At 38.1% G+C, this 19,303-nt stretch carries 17 protein-coding genes; 11 read left to right on the forward strand and 6 right to left on the reverse strand.

Going from position 1 to position 19,303, the window contains the following annotated elements; genetic code table 11:
* Positions 1 to 363 precede the first annotated feature (363 nt).
* The 7 genes from ESZ48_RS07355 (at position 364) to ESZ48_RS07380 (ending at position 9,859) form a co-directional block, all read left to right on the forward strand.
* Positions 364 to 1,317, forward strand: a complete 954-nt coding sequence (locus tag ESZ48_RS07355; RefSeq protein ID WP_129016687.1) for a calcium/sodium antiporter — start codon at positions 364 to 366, stop codon at positions 1,315 to 1,317.
* Between the two features lie 121 nt (positions 1,318 to 1,438).
* Positions 1,439 to 3,625 carry a glutamine synthetase III family protein gene (locus ESZ48_RS07360; protein WP_129016688.1) on the forward strand — a complete coding sequence of 729 codons (2,187 nt, stop codon included), beginning with the start codon at positions 1,439 to 1,441 and terminating at the stop codon, positions 3,623 to 3,625.
* A 243-nt stretch (positions 3,626 to 3,868) separates the two neighbouring features.
* Positions 3,869 to 4,021, forward strand: coding sequence for a hypothetical protein (locus ESZ48_RS19260; RefSeq protein ID WP_190246213.1), 153 nt, complete (start codon positions 3,869 to 3,871; stop codon positions 4,019 to 4,021).
* A 217-nt stretch (positions 4,022 to 4,238) separates the two neighbouring features.
* Positions 4,239 to 4,916 carry an outer membrane beta-barrel protein gene (locus ESZ48_RS07365; RefSeq protein WP_129016689.1) on the forward strand — a complete coding sequence of 226 codons (678 nt, stop codon included), beginning with the start codon at positions 4,239 to 4,241 and terminating at the stop codon, positions 4,914 to 4,916.
* Between the two features lie 36 nt (positions 4,917 to 4,952).
* Positions 4,953 to 6,131, forward strand: a complete 1,179-nt coding sequence (locus tag ESZ48_RS07370; RefSeq protein WP_129016690.1) for an AIR synthase related protein — start codon at positions 4,953 to 4,955, stop codon at positions 6,129 to 6,131.
* 29 nt (positions 6,132 to 6,160) lie between these two features.
* Positions 6,161 to 7,111, forward strand: coding sequence for a DUF3078 domain-containing protein (locus ESZ48_RS07375; RefSeq protein ID WP_129016691.1), 951 nt, complete (start codon positions 6,161 to 6,163; stop codon positions 7,109 to 7,111).
* A gap of 195 nt (positions 7,112 to 7,306) precedes the next feature.
* A complete protein-coding gene (locus ESZ48_RS07380) occupies positions 7,307 to 9,859 on the forward strand; it encodes an adenosylcobalamin-dependent ribonucleoside-diphosphate reductase (RefSeq protein WP_129016692.1) in 2,553 nt (850 codons plus the stop codon).
* Positions 9,860 to 10,003: 144 nt separating this feature from the next.
* Here the strand turns inward: ESZ48_RS07380 and ESZ48_RS07385 are convergent, their stop codons facing one another.
* Genes ESZ48_RS07385 through ESZ48_RS07390 form a run of 3 tightly spaced genes read right to left on the reverse strand, consistent with a single transcriptional unit; the run spans position 10,004 to position 10,942 of the window.
* The gene (locus tag ESZ48_RS07385; protein WP_223266386.1) at positions 10,004 to 10,471 is read right to left on the reverse strand and encodes an AAA family ATPase; all 468 of its coding nucleotides are present in this window, start codon (positions 10,469 to 10,471) and stop codon (positions 10,004 to 10,006) included.
* Positions 10,407 to 10,655, reverse strand: a complete 249-nt coding sequence (locus ESZ48_RS19540; RefSeq protein WP_223266387.1) for an ATP-binding cassette domain-containing protein — start codon at positions 10,653 to 10,655, stop codon at positions 10,407 to 10,409. Before ESZ48_RS19540 ends, ESZ48_RS07385 begins: the two co-directional genes overlap by 65 nt.
* Positions 10,652 to 10,942: a hypothetical protein gene (locus ESZ48_RS07390; protein WP_129016693.1), complete on the reverse strand. Its 291-nt coding sequence runs from the start codon at positions 10,940 to 10,942 to the stop codon at positions 10,652 to 10,654. Before ESZ48_RS07390 ends, ESZ48_RS19540 begins: the two co-directional genes overlap by 4 nt.
* A gap of 169 nt (positions 10,943 to 11,111) precedes the next feature.
* Between ESZ48_RS07390 and prfA the strand changes: the two genes are divergently transcribed.
* The 3 genes from prfA (at position 11,112) to ESZ48_RS07405 (ending at position 13,942) form a co-directional block, all read left to right on the forward strand.
* Positions 11,112 to 12,188: a peptide chain release factor 1 gene (prfA, locus tag ESZ48_RS07395; protein ID WP_129016694.1), complete on the forward strand. Its 1,077-nt coding sequence runs from the start codon at positions 11,112 to 11,114 to the stop codon at positions 12,186 to 12,188.
* A 32-nt stretch (positions 12,189 to 12,220) separates the two neighbouring features.
* Positions 12,221 to 13,039 carry an orotidine-5'-phosphate decarboxylase gene (gene pyrF, locus ESZ48_RS07400; RefSeq protein WP_129016695.1) on the forward strand — a complete coding sequence of 273 codons (819 nt, stop codon included), beginning with the start codon at positions 12,221 to 12,223 and terminating at the stop codon, positions 13,037 to 13,039.
* 99 nt (positions 13,040 to 13,138) lie between these two features.
* Positions 13,139 to 13,942: an ABC transporter substrate-binding protein gene (locus ESZ48_RS07405; RefSeq protein ID WP_129016696.1), complete on the forward strand. Its 804-nt coding sequence runs from the start codon at positions 13,139 to 13,141 to the stop codon at positions 13,940 to 13,942.
* Here ESZ48_RS07405 and ESZ48_RS07410 read toward each other — a convergent pair.
* The 3 genes from ESZ48_RS07410 to ESZ48_RS07420 form a co-directional block, all read right to left on the reverse strand.
* Positions 13,896 to 14,123, reverse strand: a complete 228-nt coding sequence (locus ESZ48_RS07410) for a hypothetical protein (RefSeq protein WP_129016697.1) — start codon at positions 14,121 to 14,123, stop codon at positions 13,896 to 13,898. The genes ESZ48_RS07405 and ESZ48_RS07410 overlap by 47 nt on opposite strands.
* Before the next feature lie 85 nt (positions 14,124 to 14,208).
* Positions 14,209 to 14,406 carry a Lacal_2735 family protein gene (locus ESZ48_RS07415; protein ID WP_129016698.1) on the reverse strand — a complete coding sequence of 66 codons (198 nt, stop codon included), beginning with the start codon at positions 14,404 to 14,406 and terminating at the stop codon, positions 14,209 to 14,211.
* Between the two features lie 155 nt (positions 14,407 to 14,561).
* Positions 14,562 to 15,275, reverse strand: a complete 714-nt coding sequence (locus ESZ48_RS07420) for a DUF4197 domain-containing protein (RefSeq protein ID WP_129016699.1) — start codon at positions 15,273 to 15,275, stop codon at positions 14,562 to 14,564.
* 196 nt (positions 15,276 to 15,471) lie between these two features.
* Here ESZ48_RS07420 and ESZ48_RS07425 point away from each other — a divergent pair, with 196 nt between their 5' ends.
* Positions 15,472 to 18,894, forward strand: a complete 3,423-nt coding sequence (locus ESZ48_RS07425; RefSeq protein ID WP_129016700.1) for a methylmalonyl-CoA mutase family protein — start codon at positions 15,472 to 15,474, stop codon at positions 18,892 to 18,894.
* Positions 18,895 to 19,303 lie beyond the last annotated feature (409 nt).

The following is a 19,303-nucleotide window of genomic DNA, read 5'->3' on the forward strand; positions in this document are numbered from 1 at the left end:
TTATTTCGTTTTTACTCAAAATTATTATTTAATTAAATAGGATAAAAAAGTTTAACGAAACTTTTGTTTAAAATGTTAAAGACTGTGAAAATCAATTGGGTATGTCGTGAAAAAATGATCTTTAATCAAAAGGGTTGATATATAGTATTATCAACTTTCTTATATCAATTAAATGGATTTAAATAAAACAACGCTTTTTTTCCATTAGTCGTTTTAGACCGGCCTTTGGATCTCCTGAATACTGATTAATCCGACTTTAGGTTTATGACGATTTGGCAATGCGCATTGAAATTTTATAAAATTCGTAAACTTCAAAGCCTTCCTCATAATTTGAATATAGTATCTTCGCAAAAAAAATTTTTTATGAGTATAGTTTGGGTGGTTTTAGGATTGATTCTATTGGTAGTTGGTGGCGAGTTTTTGGTGCGTGCCGCTTTGGCCCTCTCTTTAAAATTCAAGATCACCAAGCTGGTCATCGGGATGACAGTCGTTTCGTTTGCGACATCAGCTCCTGAACTTCTAGTGAGTTTGCAGGCCGCCTTGGATGGCTCTTCTGATTTTGCATTAGGAAATGTGATTGGTTCCAACATTGCCAATATCGGTTTGGTTTTGGGGATTACGGTACTTATATCGCCTTTAACGGTTGACAAGAATTTTTATAAACTCAATTGGCCAATGATGATGTTACTGTCCGTTGTGCTATACTTCATGTTGCAGAGTGGTAATGTTTTAGACCGATGGGAGGGTGCTGCTTTATTGCTTTCCTTAATTATTTTTCTTGTCGTACTGATCAGGCGCTCTAAAAAAGAGCCTGATATAGCGGTTGGAGCTATTGATGAAACCCTTCAGGTGACCTCTGGATTTAAACTCACCGTTTGGTTGCTTATAGGTGCACTGGCACTTTATTTTGGTAGTGAGTGGTTGGTTTTTGGAGCTAAGGAGATGGCAGTGTCACTTGGTGTAAGTGAACGGGTGATCTCGGTCACGATGGTAGCCATCGGTACAAGTGTTCCGGAATTGGCGGCCTCGGTAATCGCAGCGTTGAAAAAGGAGAAAGCGATTTCTTTAGGTAATTTAATTGGTTCCAATATTTTTAATATAGCTTCTGTACTTGGTCTAACAGCGATGATTCAGCCAATTGCAGTAAATAGTCCTAAAATATTAAGTAGTGACATGATTTGGATGATTGCAGTTGCTTTTGTTTTGCTCCCAATGATTTTCCTGCCTAAAAAATTTGAATTGGGAAGATTCAAAGGATTTATTTTGTTAGCATCTTATCTTGTTTTCATCTTTTTAGCATTCTACATCGAAAAATAGAGGGTCTAATGCTACGAATCTCGTAATTTTTACTACTTGACCCTATTTATTTTAGGGTATCCATCGATTTGTGTTCAGTTTTTTTTATTTTTGCGATATAATTTTCATTAAAAATATAATTATGTCCACTTTAAGATTTTACGCAATTAAAAAAACTCTTAATCGCAAACCAGTTCACATCGAAGAAAAACAAAGGCGCTCAGAAATCTTTGGTGCGAATGTTTTTAATGAGGCAACCATGCGGCAGTTTCTAACAAAAGAAGCTTTTAATAGCGTTATGGCCGCTGTTGAAACCGGAGCGAAGATTGATCGTTCTGTGGCCGATCATATTTCGACAGGAATGAAGGAATGGTCCATTTCAAAAGGGGCAACCCATTATTCACACTGGTTTCAACCCTTAACCGGCTCTACTGCTGAAAAACACGATGCATTTTTTGAAACGATTGGAAACGGATTGGCTATTGAAAAGTTTGGTGGCACGCAATTAGTCCAGCAAGAGCCAGATGCGTCCAGCTTTCCTAATGGTGGGATTAGAAATACCTTTGAAGCTCGCGGATACACGGCATGGGATCCAACTTCACCAGCATTTATCTACGGGACCACGTTATGTATCCCTACCGTTTTTGTATCCTATACAGGAGAAGCTTTAGATTATAAAACACCGCTTCTAAGAGCCTTATTTGCCATGGATACTGCCGCAGTTGCAGTTTGTAAATATTTCGACAAAAATGTTAAAAAGGTTAATACTTCATTGGGCTGGGAACAAGAATATTTTTTGATTGACAGTGCGCTTGCAGCCTCTAGACCCGATATCGTTCAGACAGGGCGTACATTATTAGGCCATTCTGCTGCAAAAGGACAACAATTGGATGATCATTATTTTGGATCTATTCCGGCCAGAGCTTTAGCTTATATGAGGGATTTGGAGGTTGAATGTATGCTGCTGGGGATTCCGGTTAAGACACGTCATAATGAAGTGGCTCCCAACCAATTTGAATTGGCGCCCATTTATGATGAGGCCAATCTTGCAGTGGACCACAACTCTTTATTGATGGATGTCATGCACAAAGTTGCGGAACGTCACAATTTTAGGGTATTGTTCCATGAAAAACCGTTTGCTGGCGTTAATGGCTCTGGAAAACACAATAATTGGAGTTTGACTACAGATACTGGCATTAACTTGTTAGGTCCTGGTAAAACCCCGATGAGCAATCTACAATTCTTAACATTTTTTATTAATACCATCAAGGCTGTCAATGATAATGAAGAGCTTTTAAGGGCTGCAATAGCCTCAGCGAGCAATGACCACCGTTTGGGTGCCAATGAAGCGCCACCGGCAATTATGTCGGTTTTTATCGGGGAGCAATTGACGGGAGTCTTAAATGAATTGGAGAATGTTACCAATGGTAAGTTGTCTCCAGAGGAAAAAACAGAATTGAAATTGAATGTCGTAGGGAAAATTCCGGATGTCTTATTGGACAATACCGATCGGAACAGGACATCTCCTTTTGCCTTTACAGGAAATAAGTTTGAGTTCAGAGCCGTGGGATCCACTGCTAACTGCGCCAATCCGATGACGGTTCTAAATACGATTGTCGCCAAACAATTGCGCGATTTTAAGCTAGAGGTAGATAAATTGATCAAGAAAAAAGAAATGAAAAAGGACGATGCCATTTTCAACGTCTTGAGAGATTATATTAAAAAATCTAAAAACATTCTATTTGAAGGAAATGGATATGGTGAAGCTTGGCAAGAAGAGGCCGCAAAGCGAGGTCTTAGCAATCATAGAACGACTCCTGAAGCATTAAAAGCGAAGGTTTCCGAAAAGGCAATCAAGCTTTTTGAGGACATGGGCGTCATGAACAGAATTGAGTCTGAGTCGCGTTATGAGATTGAAATGGAAGATTATATTTTGCGCATTCAAATTGAAGGTCGAGTGCTTGGTGATATCGCGCGTAATCATATTGTGCCAGTGGCCGTCCAATATCAAAATAGATTGATTAAAAACGTAAAAGGCCTGAAGGAGATTTACGGAAAAGACTTTAAAAAATTCGCCCAAGAACAGTTGAATCTGATCGAAGATATTTCAGGACATATTTCTTCAATTAACTCTGATGTGACCAGAATGACCGATGAGAGAAGAACGGCAAATCTTATCGAAGATTTTGAAATTAGAGCGAACGATTATTGCTTTAAAGTAAAACCTTTGTTTGATAGCATTCGTTACCATTGTGATAAATTGGAATTGTTGGTGGATGATGAATTATGGCCAATGACCAAATACCGTGAGTTGTTGTTTACAAATTAATTTTAACTCATAATTTAATAATATAAAAACCTCTAATTAAAGAGGTTTTTTTGTTATTGAAGCTTCAAACATGCTTTTTAATACGTATCACTACGTATATTACCGCTTGAAAAAATGCATTTCATCTTGATAAAATGCAACTAGTCGAAATTATTGATTATCGTTAAAAATAGATGCTTTAAAGCTCGTTTTCAGCCTCTTCGTTACCTATCTTTGTAGTGCTATTAATCAATAATTATTAAAATGAAAAAACTTATACTCAGCCTTGCGGCTTTGGCATTTGCGACCTATTTGTTTTCTCAAGGTGATTCGAATGATGATGCTCCGGTTATGAAAAAAGATACTGTAGTTATTGTTCATGATGGATTTCAAAAGAACGCTCAATTTAAATATTAATTTGAGTTTTTATTAAGAAAAACCCATTATTCAATCATATAGTAAAAACAGCAAAGGACAACTAATTCTTTTTGAATTAGCTGTCCTTTTTTTTATCTTAAAATCAGTCAGATTTGACCCTCTGCAGCATTAAATAAAATTTGTTACAAGTCATTAAAGTGTATATCGATTTACACTAAAATCAATGGTTTCAAGTTTTGACTCAAATTAAAAATTTATGAAAACTTATTCTTGTTTTTTAAAGACCATAACACTAGTAATTCTGACGCTCTTCAGTTTTAAGTCGCTTGCACAAAACGAAAAGCAAGAGGAGAGTAAAAATTTGGATAGGAAATCTTTATTCTTTGACTATAGAGGGACCAATGTTATTGAGGCGGCCATTGGAACGTCAAATATCAATGGCGATCTTCCCGATCCAATGTTTGAACTAGCCTTCCGTGTGGGTTATAAAAGAAGTCTTTCTCCACATGTCAATATTGGTTTGACCTATAACAAATTCAATCTCGCATTTAAGGATATCTATAACGAGGGTTTTATGTCTTTTGATGTCAACCTGGAATATCTCATATTTCCGTATAAAAATTTTTCCCCATTTATGTTTGCCGGTGGTGGTTTAAATGCCTCTAATTATTTTACCCAGACCGCAGCCAAATTTCAGGGAGGTGCAGGATTTGAAATTATCGTGGCTCCAGGAATGGGTTTAAGGATGCTGGCAGACTACAATTACGTTTTGAGTGATACACTTGATGGCAGAATTTATGGAGCGTCTGATGATGCCTATTGGCGTATTTTGGTCGGCGTCAATATGTACTTTGGTGGCCGCGATAAAAAAGATAAGATTTTGAAAGGTTCACCTTCTATTATGAATTCAAATCCGATTATCAAGGAAAACTAAGATACAATCCTTATTTTTGCGTTTCCAATTTATATTATGAGTCAAGATATCAGTAAACGGTATGCTCAAAGAGGCGTCTCCGCTTCTAAGGAGGATGTGCACAATGCCATTAAAAACATAGATAAAGGTCTGTTCCCACAGGCGTTTTGTAAGATTGTTCCAGATTATCTCACCAATGATGAAGATTACTGTTTGATCATGCATGCTGATGGTGCAGGTACAAAATCCTCATTGGCCTATATGTATTGGAAGGAGACTGGTGATATTTCAGTTTGGAAAGGCATTGCGCAAGATGCATTGATCATGAATATTGACGATTTGCTTTGTGTTGGTGCTTCAGATAATATTATGTTGTCTTCTACCATTGGTAGGAATAAAAATTTAATTCCGGGTGAGGTGATTTCTGCCATTATAAATGGTTCAGAAGAATTGATCGCAGAATTGAAATCTTTTGGAGTCACTATTCATTCTACCGGAGGTGAAACTGCTGATGTAGGTGATTTAGTGCGTACCATCATTGTGGACTCTACGGTTACGGCACGCATGAAGCGTTCTGATGTGATCGATAACGCTAACATTCAGGCTGGTGATGTTATTGTTGGTTTGTCCTCTTCAGGACAAGCAAGCTATGAAAGCGAGTATAACGGCGGGATGGGCAGTAATGGACTTACTTCTGCACGTCATGATGTGTTTCATAAATATTTGGCGGAGAAATTCCCAGAAAGCTTTGACGCGGCTGTACCTGAGCATTTAGTGTATTCGGGAAATGTTAAATTAACTGATGCCGTGGAAGGTTCTCCTTTGGATGCAGGAAAATTGGTGCTGTCGCCAACCCGCACCTATGCGCCAATCATCAAAAAGATGTTATCAAAATACAATTCAGAAGATATTCATGGGATGGTGCATTGCAGTGGTGGTGCCCAAACTAAGATTCTTCATTTTATAAATGACCTTCATGTCATAAAAGATAATTTATTTCCAATTCCTCCGTTGTTTAAGTTGATTCAGGAGCAATCCAACACCAGTTGGAAGGAAATGTATCAAGTGTTCAACTGCGGCCACCGTATGGAACTATATGTGTCTTCTTCAATCGCTGAAGATCTGATTTCAATATCAAGATCGTTTAACGTAGAAGCACAAATAGTGGGTAGGGTGGAAAATGCCGCTAAAAAGCAGTTGACCATTAAAAGTGAATTTGGAGAATTTAATTATTAAAACTGGTCTAAACCATTAATCCCTACTTAATGAGAACTATTGTGTTTTTGAGCATAGTGTTGCTATGTCAATTTTTAAACGGTCAAACAACAAATAAAGATTCAGTTGCTGCTATAGAGAAGCCAAAATGGATTCAAAAAAACCGAGTCAGTCTTGATATTAGTGAAGTGACCTTTGTCAACTGGAGTTCAGGGGGGAGTAATTCTATTTCCGGACTCTTGGGATTGAATTCATCCTTAAATTATGATCGCCAAAACTTTTTTTGGAAAAATAGCGGTAAGATTCGCTACGGGGTGAATAAACAAGAAGCTCAGACCTTAAGAAAAACTGAAGATATTCTTGAGATCGACTCTAAAATGGGCTACAGAAAAGATTCCTTGACCAACTGGTTCTTTTCAGGACATCTTAATTTTAAGTCGCAGTTTACCAATGGCTATAATTACCCTAATAAAGAAACGCCCATCTCTAAGTTTATGGCTCCTGGTTATATGTTTATTGGTGCTGGTGCTGAGTACGGTAAGGATTTTGAAAAGTTTTCATTTTATTTTTCACCTTTAACGGTAAAAACCACATTTGTCTTAGATGAGGCCTTGGCCAATAAAGGGGCTTTTGGGGTTGAGCCAGCGGTTTATGATCTAGATGGAAACTTGATCCGATCTGGACAAAGAATAAGAAATGAAGTTGGTATTTTAGTGTCCCATTTTTTTGAGACTGAAATGTTTGAAAATATTAAAATTTCTACCAAGCTCAATTTGTATACGGATTATCTTGAGAATTTTGGAAATGTGGATGTGGACTGGTTGGTTGCTTTTGATTTTAAGGTCAACCAGTTTGTAAGAGCCTCTTTAAGTTCCCATTTGAAATATGATGATGATATTAAAATTTCTACACCTACTGGAATAGATGGAGAGTATGTTGAGCGGGGTGCAAAAGTGCAATGGAAGCAACTCTTGGGCATCGGTGTGACTATTAATTTCTAAATTTCAAGAACCTACACATATTTAAAATATTTGTTAACTTTATTATGTTGATAAATATCTGACACATTGATTGACAATGAGTTGATGTCATTTGTTTGTAAACTTCATGATTTCGATCTTAGACTAAGTTGATTATTTTTCGTTTCTTTATACTTTTATAAAACATTTCTTTAATTGATAAAAGTATATTAATCCATGAAAGTTGACACGCTTACCTCCCCAACCCCGACCTACACACAAGAAGAAGCTTTTAATGCTGCTTTAGACTATTTTAAAGGCGATGATTTGGCCGCAAGAGTTTGGTTAAATAAATATGCCCTTAAAGATTCAGAAGGTCACATTTATGAATTGACACCAAATGATATGCACAACCGGATTGCAAAAGAAATTGCACGCGTTGAGTCAAAATATCAAAACCCAATGTCAGAACAAGAGATTTTTGATATCATCAAAGATTTCAAATACATTGTCCCCCAAGGCAGTCCGATGGCAGGAATTGGTAACCCATTTCAGATTGCCTCACTTTCCAACTGTTTCGTAATTGGTAATTCTGGCGACTCCGATTCGTATGGAGGGATTATGAAAATTGACCAGGAGCAGGTTCAATTAATGAAACGTCGTGGTGGGGTAGGACATGATTTGTCGCATATTCGTCCAAAGAGTTCTCCTGTAAAAAACTCGGCTTTGACCTCCACAGGTATAGTTCCATTTATGGAGCGTTATTCCAATTCTACAAGAGAAGTGGCGCAAGATGGTCGTAGAGGTGCCTTAATGTTGTCAGTTTCCATCAATCACCCGGATGCTGAAGATTTTATTGACGCCAAACTCGAGCAAGGTAAAGTTACGGGCGCCAACGTTTCTGTAAGAATCGATGACGAATTTATGAACGCTGTGAAATCTAACAGCAAGTACGTTCAGAAATATCCAATTTTTAGTGATAATCCTAAATTTTCAAAAACCATTGAAGCGAATGCTATTTGGAAGAAAATTGTCCATAACGCTTGGAAATCGGCTGAACCTGGAATTTTATTCTGGGATACCATCATTAATGAATCCCTTCCAGATTGTTATGCTGATTTAGGATATAAAACAGTGTCTACCAATCCATGTGGTGAAATTCCATTATGTCCTTATGATTCCTGTCGCTTGTTGGCCATCAATTTATTTTCATACGTAGAGCAACCTTTTACAACAGAAGCAAAATTCAATTTTGAACTTTTCAAAAAACATGTTGCTGCAGCGCAACGTATTATGGATGATATCATCGATTTGGAATTGGAAAAAATAGATGTCATTTTACAGAAAATTGATGCAGATCCTGAAGAAGATGAAGTCAAAGCTACTGAGCGGAATTTATGGGTCAATATTAGGACTAAAGCAAAAGAAGGAAGAAGAACCGGTGTCGGAATTACAGCAGAAGGCGATATGCTGGCTGCTTTAGGAATTCAATATGGCAGCAAAAAAGGAAATAAGTTTTCAGTAGAAGTTCATAAAACTTTAGCGTTGGCGGCTTATCGTGCATCGGTTGATTTAGCTAAAGAGCGCGGTGCTTTTGCATTTTTTGATATGGAGCGGGAAAAGAACAACCCATTCATTCAACGATTAAAAGAAGCCGATGAAAAATTATATTATGACATGAGCGAATTTGGCCGTCGTAATATTGCGCTATTGACTATTGCTCCAACAGGTACTACAAGTTTGATGACGCAAACCTCTTCCGGTATTGAGCCTGTGTTCATGCCAGTCTATAAAAGACGCCGCAAGGTTAACCCTAATGACAAAGAGGCTCGTGTGGATTTTGTTGATGAGGTTGGTGATTCTTGGGAAGAATATGTGGTTTTTCACCATAGATTCCGACAATGGATGGAGGTGAACGGTTACGATATCAGTAAAAATTATGATCAAAAGGAATTGGATGTCCTGATCAAAAAATCGCCATATTATAAAGCCACGTCCAATGATGTAGATTGGATGAGCAAAGTTTCTATGCAAGGTGCGGTTCAAAAATGGGTGGATCATTCTATCAGTGTTACCATCAACTTGCCTAATGACGCCACTGAGGAGTTGGTAGGGCAACTTTACATGGAAGCTTGGGAGAAGGGTTGTAAAGGCGTTACTGTTTATCGCGATGGCTCACGTTCTGGGGTGTTGATCTCAAATGAAGAAAAGAAAGAAGAGGCGCAAGAAACCTTGACGACGTTTCCAACTAAGCGTCCACAAACTTTGGAAGCTGATGTGGTCAGATTCCAAAACAACAAAGAAAAGTGGATTGCCTTTATCGGTTTAATAGATGGTAAGCCTTATGAGATTTTCACTGGACTTGCTGATGATGAAGACGGAATTTTAATTCCGCGTTGGGCAAATAAAGGGTTTATCATCAAAAACAGAAACGAAGACGGCACGTCTCGCTATGATTTCCAATACCAGAACATGAGAGGTTATAAAACGACCATTGAAGGCCTTTCACATAAATTTGATCCAGAATATTGGAACTATGCCAAAATGATTTCAAGTACGTTACGTCACGGGATGCCCATTGATAAAGTTGTGGATTTAATCAATAGTTTGCAATTGGATACCGAGTCTATCAACACATGGAAAAACGGTGTGGCGAGAGCCTTGAAACGCTATGTGGAAGATGGAACTCAGGCAAAGGGCCAATCGTGCAGCAGCTGTAAATCTGAAAATCTCATCTACCAAGAAGGTTGTTTGACCTGCAAGGATTGTGGGTCTTCAAAATGTGGATAAAATTTGAATTGGAAAAAGGAGGTTGATAGCCTCCTTTTTTTATTCCCACCAGTGGGTTTTAATACGCCGAGACTCGCGTCTATCGAAAACGTATTTTGTTATTCATACCTCGTGGACTTGCCCTGAAGTTCTTGATTATAAATTTTAGAGATTAAGATATTTGTAATCTTCGAGTTCTTCCAGTTTTTCGATTTTTTTTGTGCAGCCATTATTCAAAAGATAAAGAGTGTCACTAATATCTATGATATCCAGGTAATAATGATCTGTGACGATGATGATTTTACCTGCCTTCTCAATTTCTATAAGTTGTTTGATTTTTTCAATATGTAGAGGTGAAATATTGGAAAAAGGTTCATCCAATAAAATGATTGGGCTTTCGCTTTTTAAAATGACATAAGTTTCAATAATCCGTCGTTCGCCACCAGACAATTTAGATATTGCGATGTTCTGATAAGACCGGAAACTTTCAAAATGGCATAGAAAGGTGTCCCAGCTCAACTTCATGAGCTGGAATAAAGTTTTAATCTTTAAACCATCAGGAGTAAAGTCATGCTGAGGGAGATAAGATGCTCTTTTTGATAGGTATAATGGGTGCGGTAACTGGCTTTCCATTGAGTTTTATTAATTTGTACTTTGGTTTTAACGAACCAAATAATATTTGTAGCAAGCAGCTCTTACCCGATCCATTTCTCCCTAGAAGACCCACAACCTGATTGGTTTCGGCTTTTAAATAGATGCCATACAAGATGCGTCGTTTGTTAAAATTCAATTCAACGCTATCCAATTCAATTGTCATATAAACGCTTTCATTAACATTAGAAAGCTGATAGTTATTGCCACATCAATCACAAATAGAGTTGAAAATAATCGCCAAGTGGATATTCCTAAATTCTTATAAAATATCAATTTGCGTTTAATGTTGGTTTCGCGTACCAAAAACCAAACAAAAAACGTGAGCAGTAGTTTGGTGATGATGCTTGGTAAGATGTAAGGGTTGAAAATAACAATCAAAACATTGATGGCCATGGACCATAAAAAGAAGGGTTTGTAAAACAATAATATGGCTCCTAAGCGGTGTGTCATAAATAGTAAACGAATTTTTCAAGAACTTATTTTTTAAAAATATTTCAAGTCCGTTTTTTTTTATAGGAGCAAATCATTCCTCTCTGGTGGCATTTCTTTCGGCTATAATGAAAATTCCCAATTCACAATTAAGAAATTATTGTACTTTTGCATCACAATTAAACCATTTATGTTAGACAAGTTACAAATAGTAAAACAACGCTTTGATGAGGTTAGCGATTTAATTATCCAACCAAATATCATGACAGATCAAAAGCGTTATATTGAACTCAATAAAGAATATAAGGACTTGCGCAAGTTGATGAATAAGCGCGAGGAGTATTTAGAATTGACTAACAATTTGGCCGAAGCCGAAGAGATTTTAAATGATGGCAGTGATCCAGAAATGGTGGAAATGGCCAAGATGCAATATGACGAAGCGAAAGACGGGATACCAAAACTGGAAGATGAAATCCGCATGATGTTGATTCCGCAGGATCCTGAGGATGTCAAAAATGCAGTTATGGAACTTCGTGCCGGCACAGGTGGAGATGAGGCAAGTATTTTTGCGGGCGATTTGTTTAGAATGTACAGTAAATATTGTGAGAGCAGAGGATGGAAAGTAGATGTGGTAGATTATAGCGAAGGCACAAACGGAGGTTTCAAGGAAATTCAATTTGCAATTTCCGGTGAAGATGTCTACGGAACAATGAAGTTTGAAGCCGGAGTACACCGTGTGCAACGCGTGCCTCAAACAGAAACCCAAGGACGTGTCCATACGAGTGCTGCAACGGTAATGGTTTTTCCGGAAGCTGAAGAATTTGATGTAGAGATTAATCCGAAAGATGTGAGAATTGATTTTTTCTGTTCTTCAGGTCCAGGAGGTCAATCGGTAAACACGACCTATTCAGCTGTACGTTTAACCCACATTCCAACCGGATTAGTGGCACAGTGTCAGGATCAGAAATCGCAGCACAAGAATAAGGAGAAGGCATTTAAAGTACTGCGTTCACGTATCTATGAAATGGAGTTGGCGAAGAAAAATGCCGCAGATGCTGAAAAGCGTGGCTCTATGGTAAGTTCGGGTGATAGAAGTGCGAAAATTAGAACCTATAATTATTCGCAAGGACGCGTCACAGACCATAGAATTGGGTTGACACTTTATGATCTCGGGAATATTGTCAATGGTGATATTCAGCGGATCATTGATGAGCTGCAATTGGCAGAAAACACCCAGAAGTTAAAATCAAATACAGACGTAATTTAATAACAAGCCTCATTTTGAGGCTTTTTTATGGTATGACAACACCACAACTTATTGAGCAAATCAGACTAAAGAAATCTTTTCTATGTATTGGATTAGATGTCGATTTGAGCAAAATCCCAGAACACCTTCTCAAAGAAGAAGATCCTATTTTTGCATTTAACAAAGCTATCATTGACGCCACGCACCAGTTATGTGTGGCTTACAAACCCAATACGGCGTTTTATGAAGCTTATGGATTAAAGGGCTGGAAATCTCTGGAAAGAACGATTCAATATCTCAATCAAAAACATCCTGAAATTTTCACTATTGCCGATGCCAAACGCGGCGATATTGGAAATACCAGCAGCATGTATGCGAAAGCGTTTTTTGAAGACTTAGGCTTTGACAGTGTTACCGTTGCCCCATATATGGGAAAGGATTCTGTTGAGCCATTTTTGGAGTTTAAGGAAAAACATACCATTCTTTTGGCCTTGACTTCCAATGAAGGAGCTTTTGATTTTCAAACAAAAACAATCGATGGCAAAGAAGTGTATAAGCACGTTCTGGAAACTTCAAAAACCTGGAAGAATTCCGAAAACCTTATGTATGTTGTTGGAGCCACAAAAGCGGAATATTTAGCCGATATCCGCAGTATCATACCAAACAGTTTTTTGTTGGTTCCAGGTGTTGGGGCGCAAGGTGGTAATCTTCAAGATGTTTGCAAATATGGAATGAACAACTCAGTGGGGCTTTTGATCAACTCATCAAGAGGAATTATCTATGCATCAAACGGAAAGGATTTTGCTGAAGTTTCTGCCGAAAAAGCAAGGGAATTACAGCAGGAAATGGCCACTATTTTAGACGTGTATTAATGTTTTAAGCTTCTGGTTCTGAAGCACCTAAGAACTCAATAATATGTTAGGTTTTAAACCGAACTTTACTTGGCGTCTTAGCGCCTCTGCGAGGAACAAATGAAAGATCAACTCCATAGACATATCGTATTAGATCAAACTCCTAAGCGGATCATCTCCTTGGTTCCTTCACAAACCGAACTGTTGGTAGATTTAGGATTGGAATCTTCAATTGTAGGAATTACCAAATTCTGTGTGCACCCAATTCATTTAAAAGAAGAAAAAGTCGTTGTTGGTGGTACAAAACATGTCCATTTTAATAAAATAAAAGACTTGAAACCTGATATTATCCTGTGCAATAAAGAAGAAAACACTAAAGAGATGATTCAGGAATTGGAAAAAATAGCCACTGTACATATCAGTGACATTTATACAATAGAAGATACCCTCGAATTAATCGAATTATATGGACACCTGTTCTTAAAGAAAGATGCCGCTATTGAAATTATAAAAGAGATCTCTAAAAAGAAATTTGAGTTTGAGGATTTTATCAAAGATAAACCAAAAAGAACGGCCGCTTATTTTATTTGGAAAGAACCGTGGATGGTCGCGGCAAGACATAATTTTATAGACGAATTATTGCGCCTAAATGGGTTTGAGAATTATTATGTACAGTTCAGTCGGTATCCAGAAGTTGTACTCGACGCAACACTTCCGGAAAACTCAGAACTTGTCCTGCTCTCAAGCGAGCCATTCCCATTCAAAGGAAAGCACATCCAACACATCAAACCATTCTTTCCAAACGCCACTATTCTTGTGGTGGATGGTGAAATGTTTTCCTGGTATGGATCGCGATTATTGAAAGCGTTTGATTATTTTAAAACGCTGCATCAACATCAGTGGTCTCAGAATTCTTTAAGTTGAGGATGATCTTTCTCAATTTGGAAGCTTCATGGTATAAAAAGTCACTCAAACTGGCGTCTGATTGTAACAGATTATAGGCTTCTTCAGTAAATTTAATGTAGTTTTTTTCTACTTCTTTTAAGTTCAAGACTTCGTTGAGGCCAAACTTAACTTTTCCAACTTTGCAATTATGTGTATTCATAGGTTATTAGGATATGATCTTAATCTATAAATACGAGTGATAAGTCGCTAAGGACGTGCAGATAAAGTTAAAATTTTTATAATATTTAATTCAGCCTTTTTATGGGCTCTCTGTTTAAATATTTCAAACGATTCAGTTTGTGTAAAAGCTTTATGGCTTTATACTCTGAGATATCACTTAAGGCATGATCCGTTTGACGAACGTTGTAGGCTTGTTCAATAAGTTGCTTATACCGTTTTTGTAGTTTGAGTTGGTGCGATTTAATTTCCAATGAAGTTTTCATGACTACCACAGTTTGAAAGTTAAATATATCTAAAATACACTTAACGAACAAGTTAAATTTTTAAAAATATTCATAAAAAAAGTCGATGGATAATTCCCATCGACTTTTGATCATATCAATCATGTTCAAATCACATGCTTTATGTCTTTTTGAAATTATTTTGAGTCTTGTAGTGCAAAAACCCGTCTTAAAAGATCTGTGCTTCTTGCGCCTACTTTATTTCTGATTTCTTTTTCTTCAACCGCAATCATCGTAAACACTCCTTTTAGGGCTTGTTCGGTGACGTAATCGGTCAAATCCGGATTGACATTGCTGGTAAAGGGAATGGCATTATATCTGTTGATCAGGTTTTGCCAAATTTGATCTGCCCCAACTTTTGAAAACGAATTATTGATTACAGGATGGAATTTTGCATATAAAGATGTGTGGGTCTTATTGTTAAGATATTGCGTCGCAGCATCATCCGTTCCCAAAAGAATATTTCGTGCATCGGCAAAAGTAATGTCCTTAACTGCATTCACGAAAATTGGTGTGGCTTCCTTTACGGCATCTTCCGCAGCTCTGTTGAGCACTTTTAAGCCTTCATCAGCAAGACTTCCAAGGCCAATATCACGCAACCCTTTGTCTACTTTTTGTAATTCAGCCGGTAAAAGGATTTTAACAAGGTCATTTCCATAAAAACCATCGGTTTTGGTCAGTTTGGTCACTTGTTTATCAATACCTAAATCCAGAGCTTGTCTTAGACCAGCTGCAATATCAGTATTGCTAAGCACACCTCCGCCTTGTGGCAAAGAATCAACAACGCTCTGTAACTCTGCACAGGAATATAGTGTAAACAACGTAAGTAAAACAACGAATGACTTTTTCATATATAATTAATTTTAGTGAGTTCAAAAATATATCAAATAGTTTAGATAATAAATGTTCGGGCAAGTTTTTGAAATAAAAACCAAGTTTTCCGCTTTGTCAGTAAGCGCGCATGTAAATCTAAACTATTCACAATATTGGGTGACTTCTTTTATAAAATCTGTAAATTTGCAGGACGTATAAATTCAATTTTTAACAATGATACAAGCACCACCATACAAACCAAAACATAAAGTTAGAATAGTAACCGCCGCTTCTCTTTTTGATGGCCATGATGCCGCTATCAATATTATGCGACGCATCATCCAATCTACAGGCGTTGAGGTCATTCATTTAGGCCATGATAGAAGTGTGGAGGAAGTGGTCAATACGGCCATTCAAGAAGATGTCAATGCCATTGCAATAACCTCCTATCAAGGTGGACATAATGAGTATTTCAAATACATGTATGACCTGTTAAAGGAAAAAGGGGCGGAACATATCAAAATTTTTGGTGGTGGCGGCGGTGTCATTCTTCCATCAGAAATCAAGGAATTGATGGCTTATGGCATTACTAGAATTTATGCCCCAGATGACGGTAGAGAAATGGGTTTGCAAGGGATGATCAATGATTTGGTGGAAACTTCTGATTATGCTATTGGGGATGTGCTGGATGTTGAATTAAATGATTTAAAGAAAAAGAATCCAAAAGCTATTGCAAGAATCATCTCTTCAGCGGAAAACTATCCTGAAGTTGCAGAAGCTGTTTTAGATAAGATTCACGTTAAAAATAAAACTTCCAAAACACCAGTTCTTGGGATTACCGGAACTGGAGGTGCGGGAAAATCTTCTTTGGTGGATGAATTGGTACGTCGGTTTTTAATTGATTTTCCGGAGAAAACAGTGGCTTTGGTCTCTGTTGATCCTTCAAAACGAAAAACTGGCGGGGCTTTACTTGGAGACCGTATCCGAATGAACGCCATCAACAACCCTCGCGTGTATATGCGTAGTTTGGCAACACGTCAATCCAATCTTGCACTTTCTAAATATGTCAATGAAGCGATTCAAGTTTTAAAAGCCGCAGAATATGATTTAATCATTATCGAAACATCGGGAATAGGCCAGTCGGATACGGAAATCATTGAGCATTCTGATGTGTCCTTATACGTTATGACGCCAGAATTTGGTGCCGCAACCCAATTGGAAAAGATTGACATGCTCGATTTTGCCGATTTGGTGGCCATCAACAAATTTGATAAACGTGGTTCTTTGGATGCGTTGCGCGATGTGAAAAAGCAATACGTACGTAACCATCTCTTATGGGATGTAGATCAAAAGGATTTGCCGGTTTTTGGAACGATTGCTTCGCAATTTAATGATCCAGGAATGAATACGCTGTATAAGGCAATCATGGATAAAATTGTTGAAATAACAAAAGCCGATTTAAAATCGACTTTTACGATTTCTGATGAAATGAGCGAAAAGATTTTTGTGATTCCTCCGGCAAGAACACGCTACCTCTCTGAAATAGCAGAAAGTAATCGCGCTTATGATAAAACGGCCACTGAACAAGTTGAAGTGGCACAAAAGCTTTATGGGATTTATAAAACACTCGAATCGGTTGTTGGGCAAACCCCAGAATTGGACAAAGCTGGCATAGATAGTAAATCGATCATTCCAACCGATGACGAAAACAAGGATTTCATAAAACTGTTGGTGGGCGAGTTTGATCGTGTCAAATTGAATCTTGATCCCTACAATTGGGAAGTCATCACCGGTTGGGATGAAAAAGTCAATACCTACAAAAACCCTATCTATTCGTTTAAAGTTAGAGGAAAGGAAATAAAGATTGAAACACATACAGAATCTCTTTCACATTTACAGATTCCTAAAGTTGCCCTTCCGAAATACCAAGCTTGGGGTGATATTTTAAAATGGATACTGCAGGAGAATGTACCGGGCGAATTTCCTTTTACTTCAGGACTGTATCCTTTTAAAAGAACAGGTGAAGATCCGGCGCGTATGTTTGCAGGCGAAGGCGGTCCTGAACGGACGAATCGTCGCTTTCATTATGTGAGCATGGGATTACCGGCAAAACGTTTGTCAACTGCATTTGATAGCGTTACACTTTACGGAAATGATCCCGATCATCGACCTGATATTTATGGTAAGATTGGAAATGCCGGGGTGAGCATCTGTTGCTTGGATGATGCCAAAAAACTTTATTCCGGTTTTAACCTGTCGCATCCTATGACCTCTGTAAGTATGACCATCAACGGCCCTGCGCCAATGTTGTTGGGCTTTTTTATGAATGCTGCCATTGATCAGCAATGTGAGTTGTACATCAAGGAAAACGGACTTGAAAAGGAAGTGGAGGCCAAAATTGCCAAAATCTATAAAGACAAAGGTGTGGAACGCCCAAGTTATAAAGGCGAATTGCCAGAGAGTAATAACGGATTGGGATTGATGCTTTTAGGTGTTACAGGCGATCAGGTATTGCCGAATGATGTTTACCAAGATATCAAAACCAAAACAATTGCCCAAGTACGTGGTACTGTTCAAGCCGATATCTTAAAAGAAGATCAAGCACAGAATACCTGTATTTTTTCAACAGAATTTGCATTGCGATTGATGGGTGATGTGCAGGAATATTTCATTGAGAACAATGTGCGCAACTTCTATTCTGTATCTATTTCAGGATATCATATTGCCGAAGCGGGAGCCAATCCTATTACGCAATTGGCATTGACTTTATCCAACGGATTTACTTACGTGGAGTATTATTTAAGCCGAGGGATGGACATCAATAAATTTGGTCCAAACTTATCCTTCTTTTTCTCCAACGGTATCGATCCTGAATATGCAGTGATTGGTCGTGTGGCCCGTAAGATTTGGGCTAAGGCGATGAAAAACAAATATGGCGCCGATCCGAGAGCACAAATGTTGAAATATCACATTCAAACTTCCGGGCGTAGTTTGCACGCGCAGGAGATTGATTTTAATGATATAAGAACCACACTTCAGGCATTGTATGCGATATATGATAATTGTAATTCGCTGCACACAAATGCCTATGACGAAGCCATTACGACACCTACCGAAGAATCCGTGAGACGCGCCATGGCCATTCAATTGATTATCAATAAGGAATTAGGACTGGCTAAGAACGAAAACCCGATCCAAGGCTCGTTCATCATCGAAGAATTGACCGATTTGGTAGAAGAAGCAGTGTTGTTGGAATTTGATCGTATTACCGAAAGAGGAGGTGTTCTAGGGGCTATGGAAACCATGTACCAACGCAGTAAGATTCAGGAAGAAAGCTTGTATTACGAAACTTTAAAACACAATGGCGAATTTCCGATCATTGGTGTGAATACTTTTTTAAGCAGTCAAGGATCACCAACGATTATTCCAAAGGAAGTTATTAGAGCAACGGAAGAAGAAAAGCAATTTCAAATCCAAACACTTGAAAATCTTCACAAAGGAAATGATATTGAAGACTTATTAAAAGACTTACAGCACAAAGCCATTCATAACGAGAATATTTTTGAGGCTTTGATGGAAGTATGTAAAGTAAGTTCATTGGGTCAAATCACCGAAGCCTTATTTGAAGTAGGCGGGCAGTACAGACGAAATATGTAAGCAGCGAACCAAGTTTTCCTTTTCGGAAAACTTGTGTGAAAAGTTTACCCTGAGCTCAGCCGAAGGGCTTATCCCGCTTTTGGCGGGATCTTTTGATGCTTAGCTGATACTTGCTGAACCAAGTTTTCCTTTTCGGAAAACGTGTGTGAAAAGTTTACCCTGAGCGTAGCCGAAGGGCTTATCCCGCTTTTTAGCGGGATTTTTTGATGCTTAGCTGATACTTGCTGAACCATATTTTCCTTTTCGGAAAACTTGTGTGAAAAGTTTACCCTGAGCGTAGCCGAAGGGCTTATCCCGCTTTTTAGCGGGATCTTTTAATGTCAATCTGAGACTTGTTGAACCACATTTTCCTTTTCGGAAAACGTGTGTGAAAAGTTTACCCTGAGCGTAGCTGAAGGGCTTATCCCGT

Origin of the sequence: Gelidibacter gilvus, from assembly GCF_004115975.1 — a bacterium.
GTDB classification, from domain to species: domain Bacteria; phylum Bacteroidota; class Bacteroidia; order Flavobacteriales; family Flavobacteriaceae; genus Gelidibacter; species Gelidibacter gilvus.

Excerpts from the sequence above, each read along its gene's own strand:
- ESZ48_RS07415 (WP_129016698.1), bottom strand. The coding sequence starts at position 14,406 with ATGAAAACTTCATTGGAAATTAAATCGCACCAACTCAAACTACAAAAA.
- ESZ48_RS19540 (WP_223266387.1), bottom strand. The coding sequence starts at position 10,655 with ATGACAATTGAATTGGATAGCGTTGAATTGAATTTTAACAAACGACGC.
- prfA (WP_129016694.1), top strand. The coding sequence starts at position 11,112 with ATGTTAGACAAGTTACAAATAGTAAAACAACGCTTTGATGAGGTTAGC.
- ESZ48_RS07355 (WP_129016687.1), top strand. The coding sequence starts at position 364 with ATGAGTATAGTTTGGGTGGTTTTAGGATTGATTCTATTGGTAGTTGGT.
- ESZ48_RS07385 (WP_223266386.1), bottom strand. The coding sequence starts at position 10,471 with ATGGAAAGCCAGTTACCGCACCCATTATACCTATCAAAAAGAGCATCT.
- ESZ48_RS07380 (WP_129016692.1), top strand. The coding sequence starts at position 7,307 with ATGAAAGTTGACACGCTTACCTCCCCAACCCCGACCTACACACAAGAA.
- ESZ48_RS07365 (WP_129016689.1), top strand. The coding sequence starts at position 4,239 with ATGAAAACTTATTCTTGTTTTTTAAAGACCATAACACTAGTAATTCTG.
- ESZ48_RS07425 (WP_129016700.1), top strand. The coding sequence starts at position 15,472 with ATGATACAAGCACCACCATACAAACCAAAACATAAAGTTAGAATAGTA.
- ESZ48_RS07420 (WP_129016699.1), bottom strand. The coding sequence starts at position 15,275 with ATGAAAAAGTCATTCGTTGTTTTACTTACGTTGTTTACACTATATTCC.
- ESZ48_RS07375 (WP_129016691.1), top strand. The coding sequence starts at position 6,161 with ATGAGAACTATTGTGTTTTTGAGCATAGTGTTGCTATGTCAATTTTTA.
- ESZ48_RS07360 (WP_129016688.1), top strand. The coding sequence starts at position 1,439 with ATGTCCACTTTAAGATTTTACGCAATTAAAAAAACTCTTAATCGCAAA.
- ESZ48_RS07390 (WP_129016693.1), bottom strand. The coding sequence starts at position 10,942 with ATGACACACCGCTTAGGAGCCATATTATTGTTTTACAAACCCTTCTTT.
- ESZ48_RS19260 (WP_190246213.1), top strand. The coding sequence starts at position 3,869 with ATGAAAAAACTTATACTCAGCCTTGCGGCTTTGGCATTTGCGACCTAT.
- ESZ48_RS07370 (WP_129016690.1), top strand. The coding sequence starts at position 4,953 with ATGAGTCAAGATATCAGTAAACGGTATGCTCAAAGAGGCGTCTCCGCT.
- ESZ48_RS07405 (WP_129016696.1), top strand. The coding sequence starts at position 13,139 with ATGAAAGATCAACTCCATAGACATATCGTATTAGATCAAACTCCTAAG.
- ESZ48_RS07410 (WP_129016697.1), bottom strand. The coding sequence starts at position 14,123 with ATGAATACACATAATTGCAAAGTTGGAAAAGTTAAGTTTGGCCTCAAC.
- pyrF (WP_129016695.1), top strand. The coding sequence starts at position 12,221 with ATGACAACACCACAACTTATTGAGCAAATCAGACTAAAGAAATCTTTT.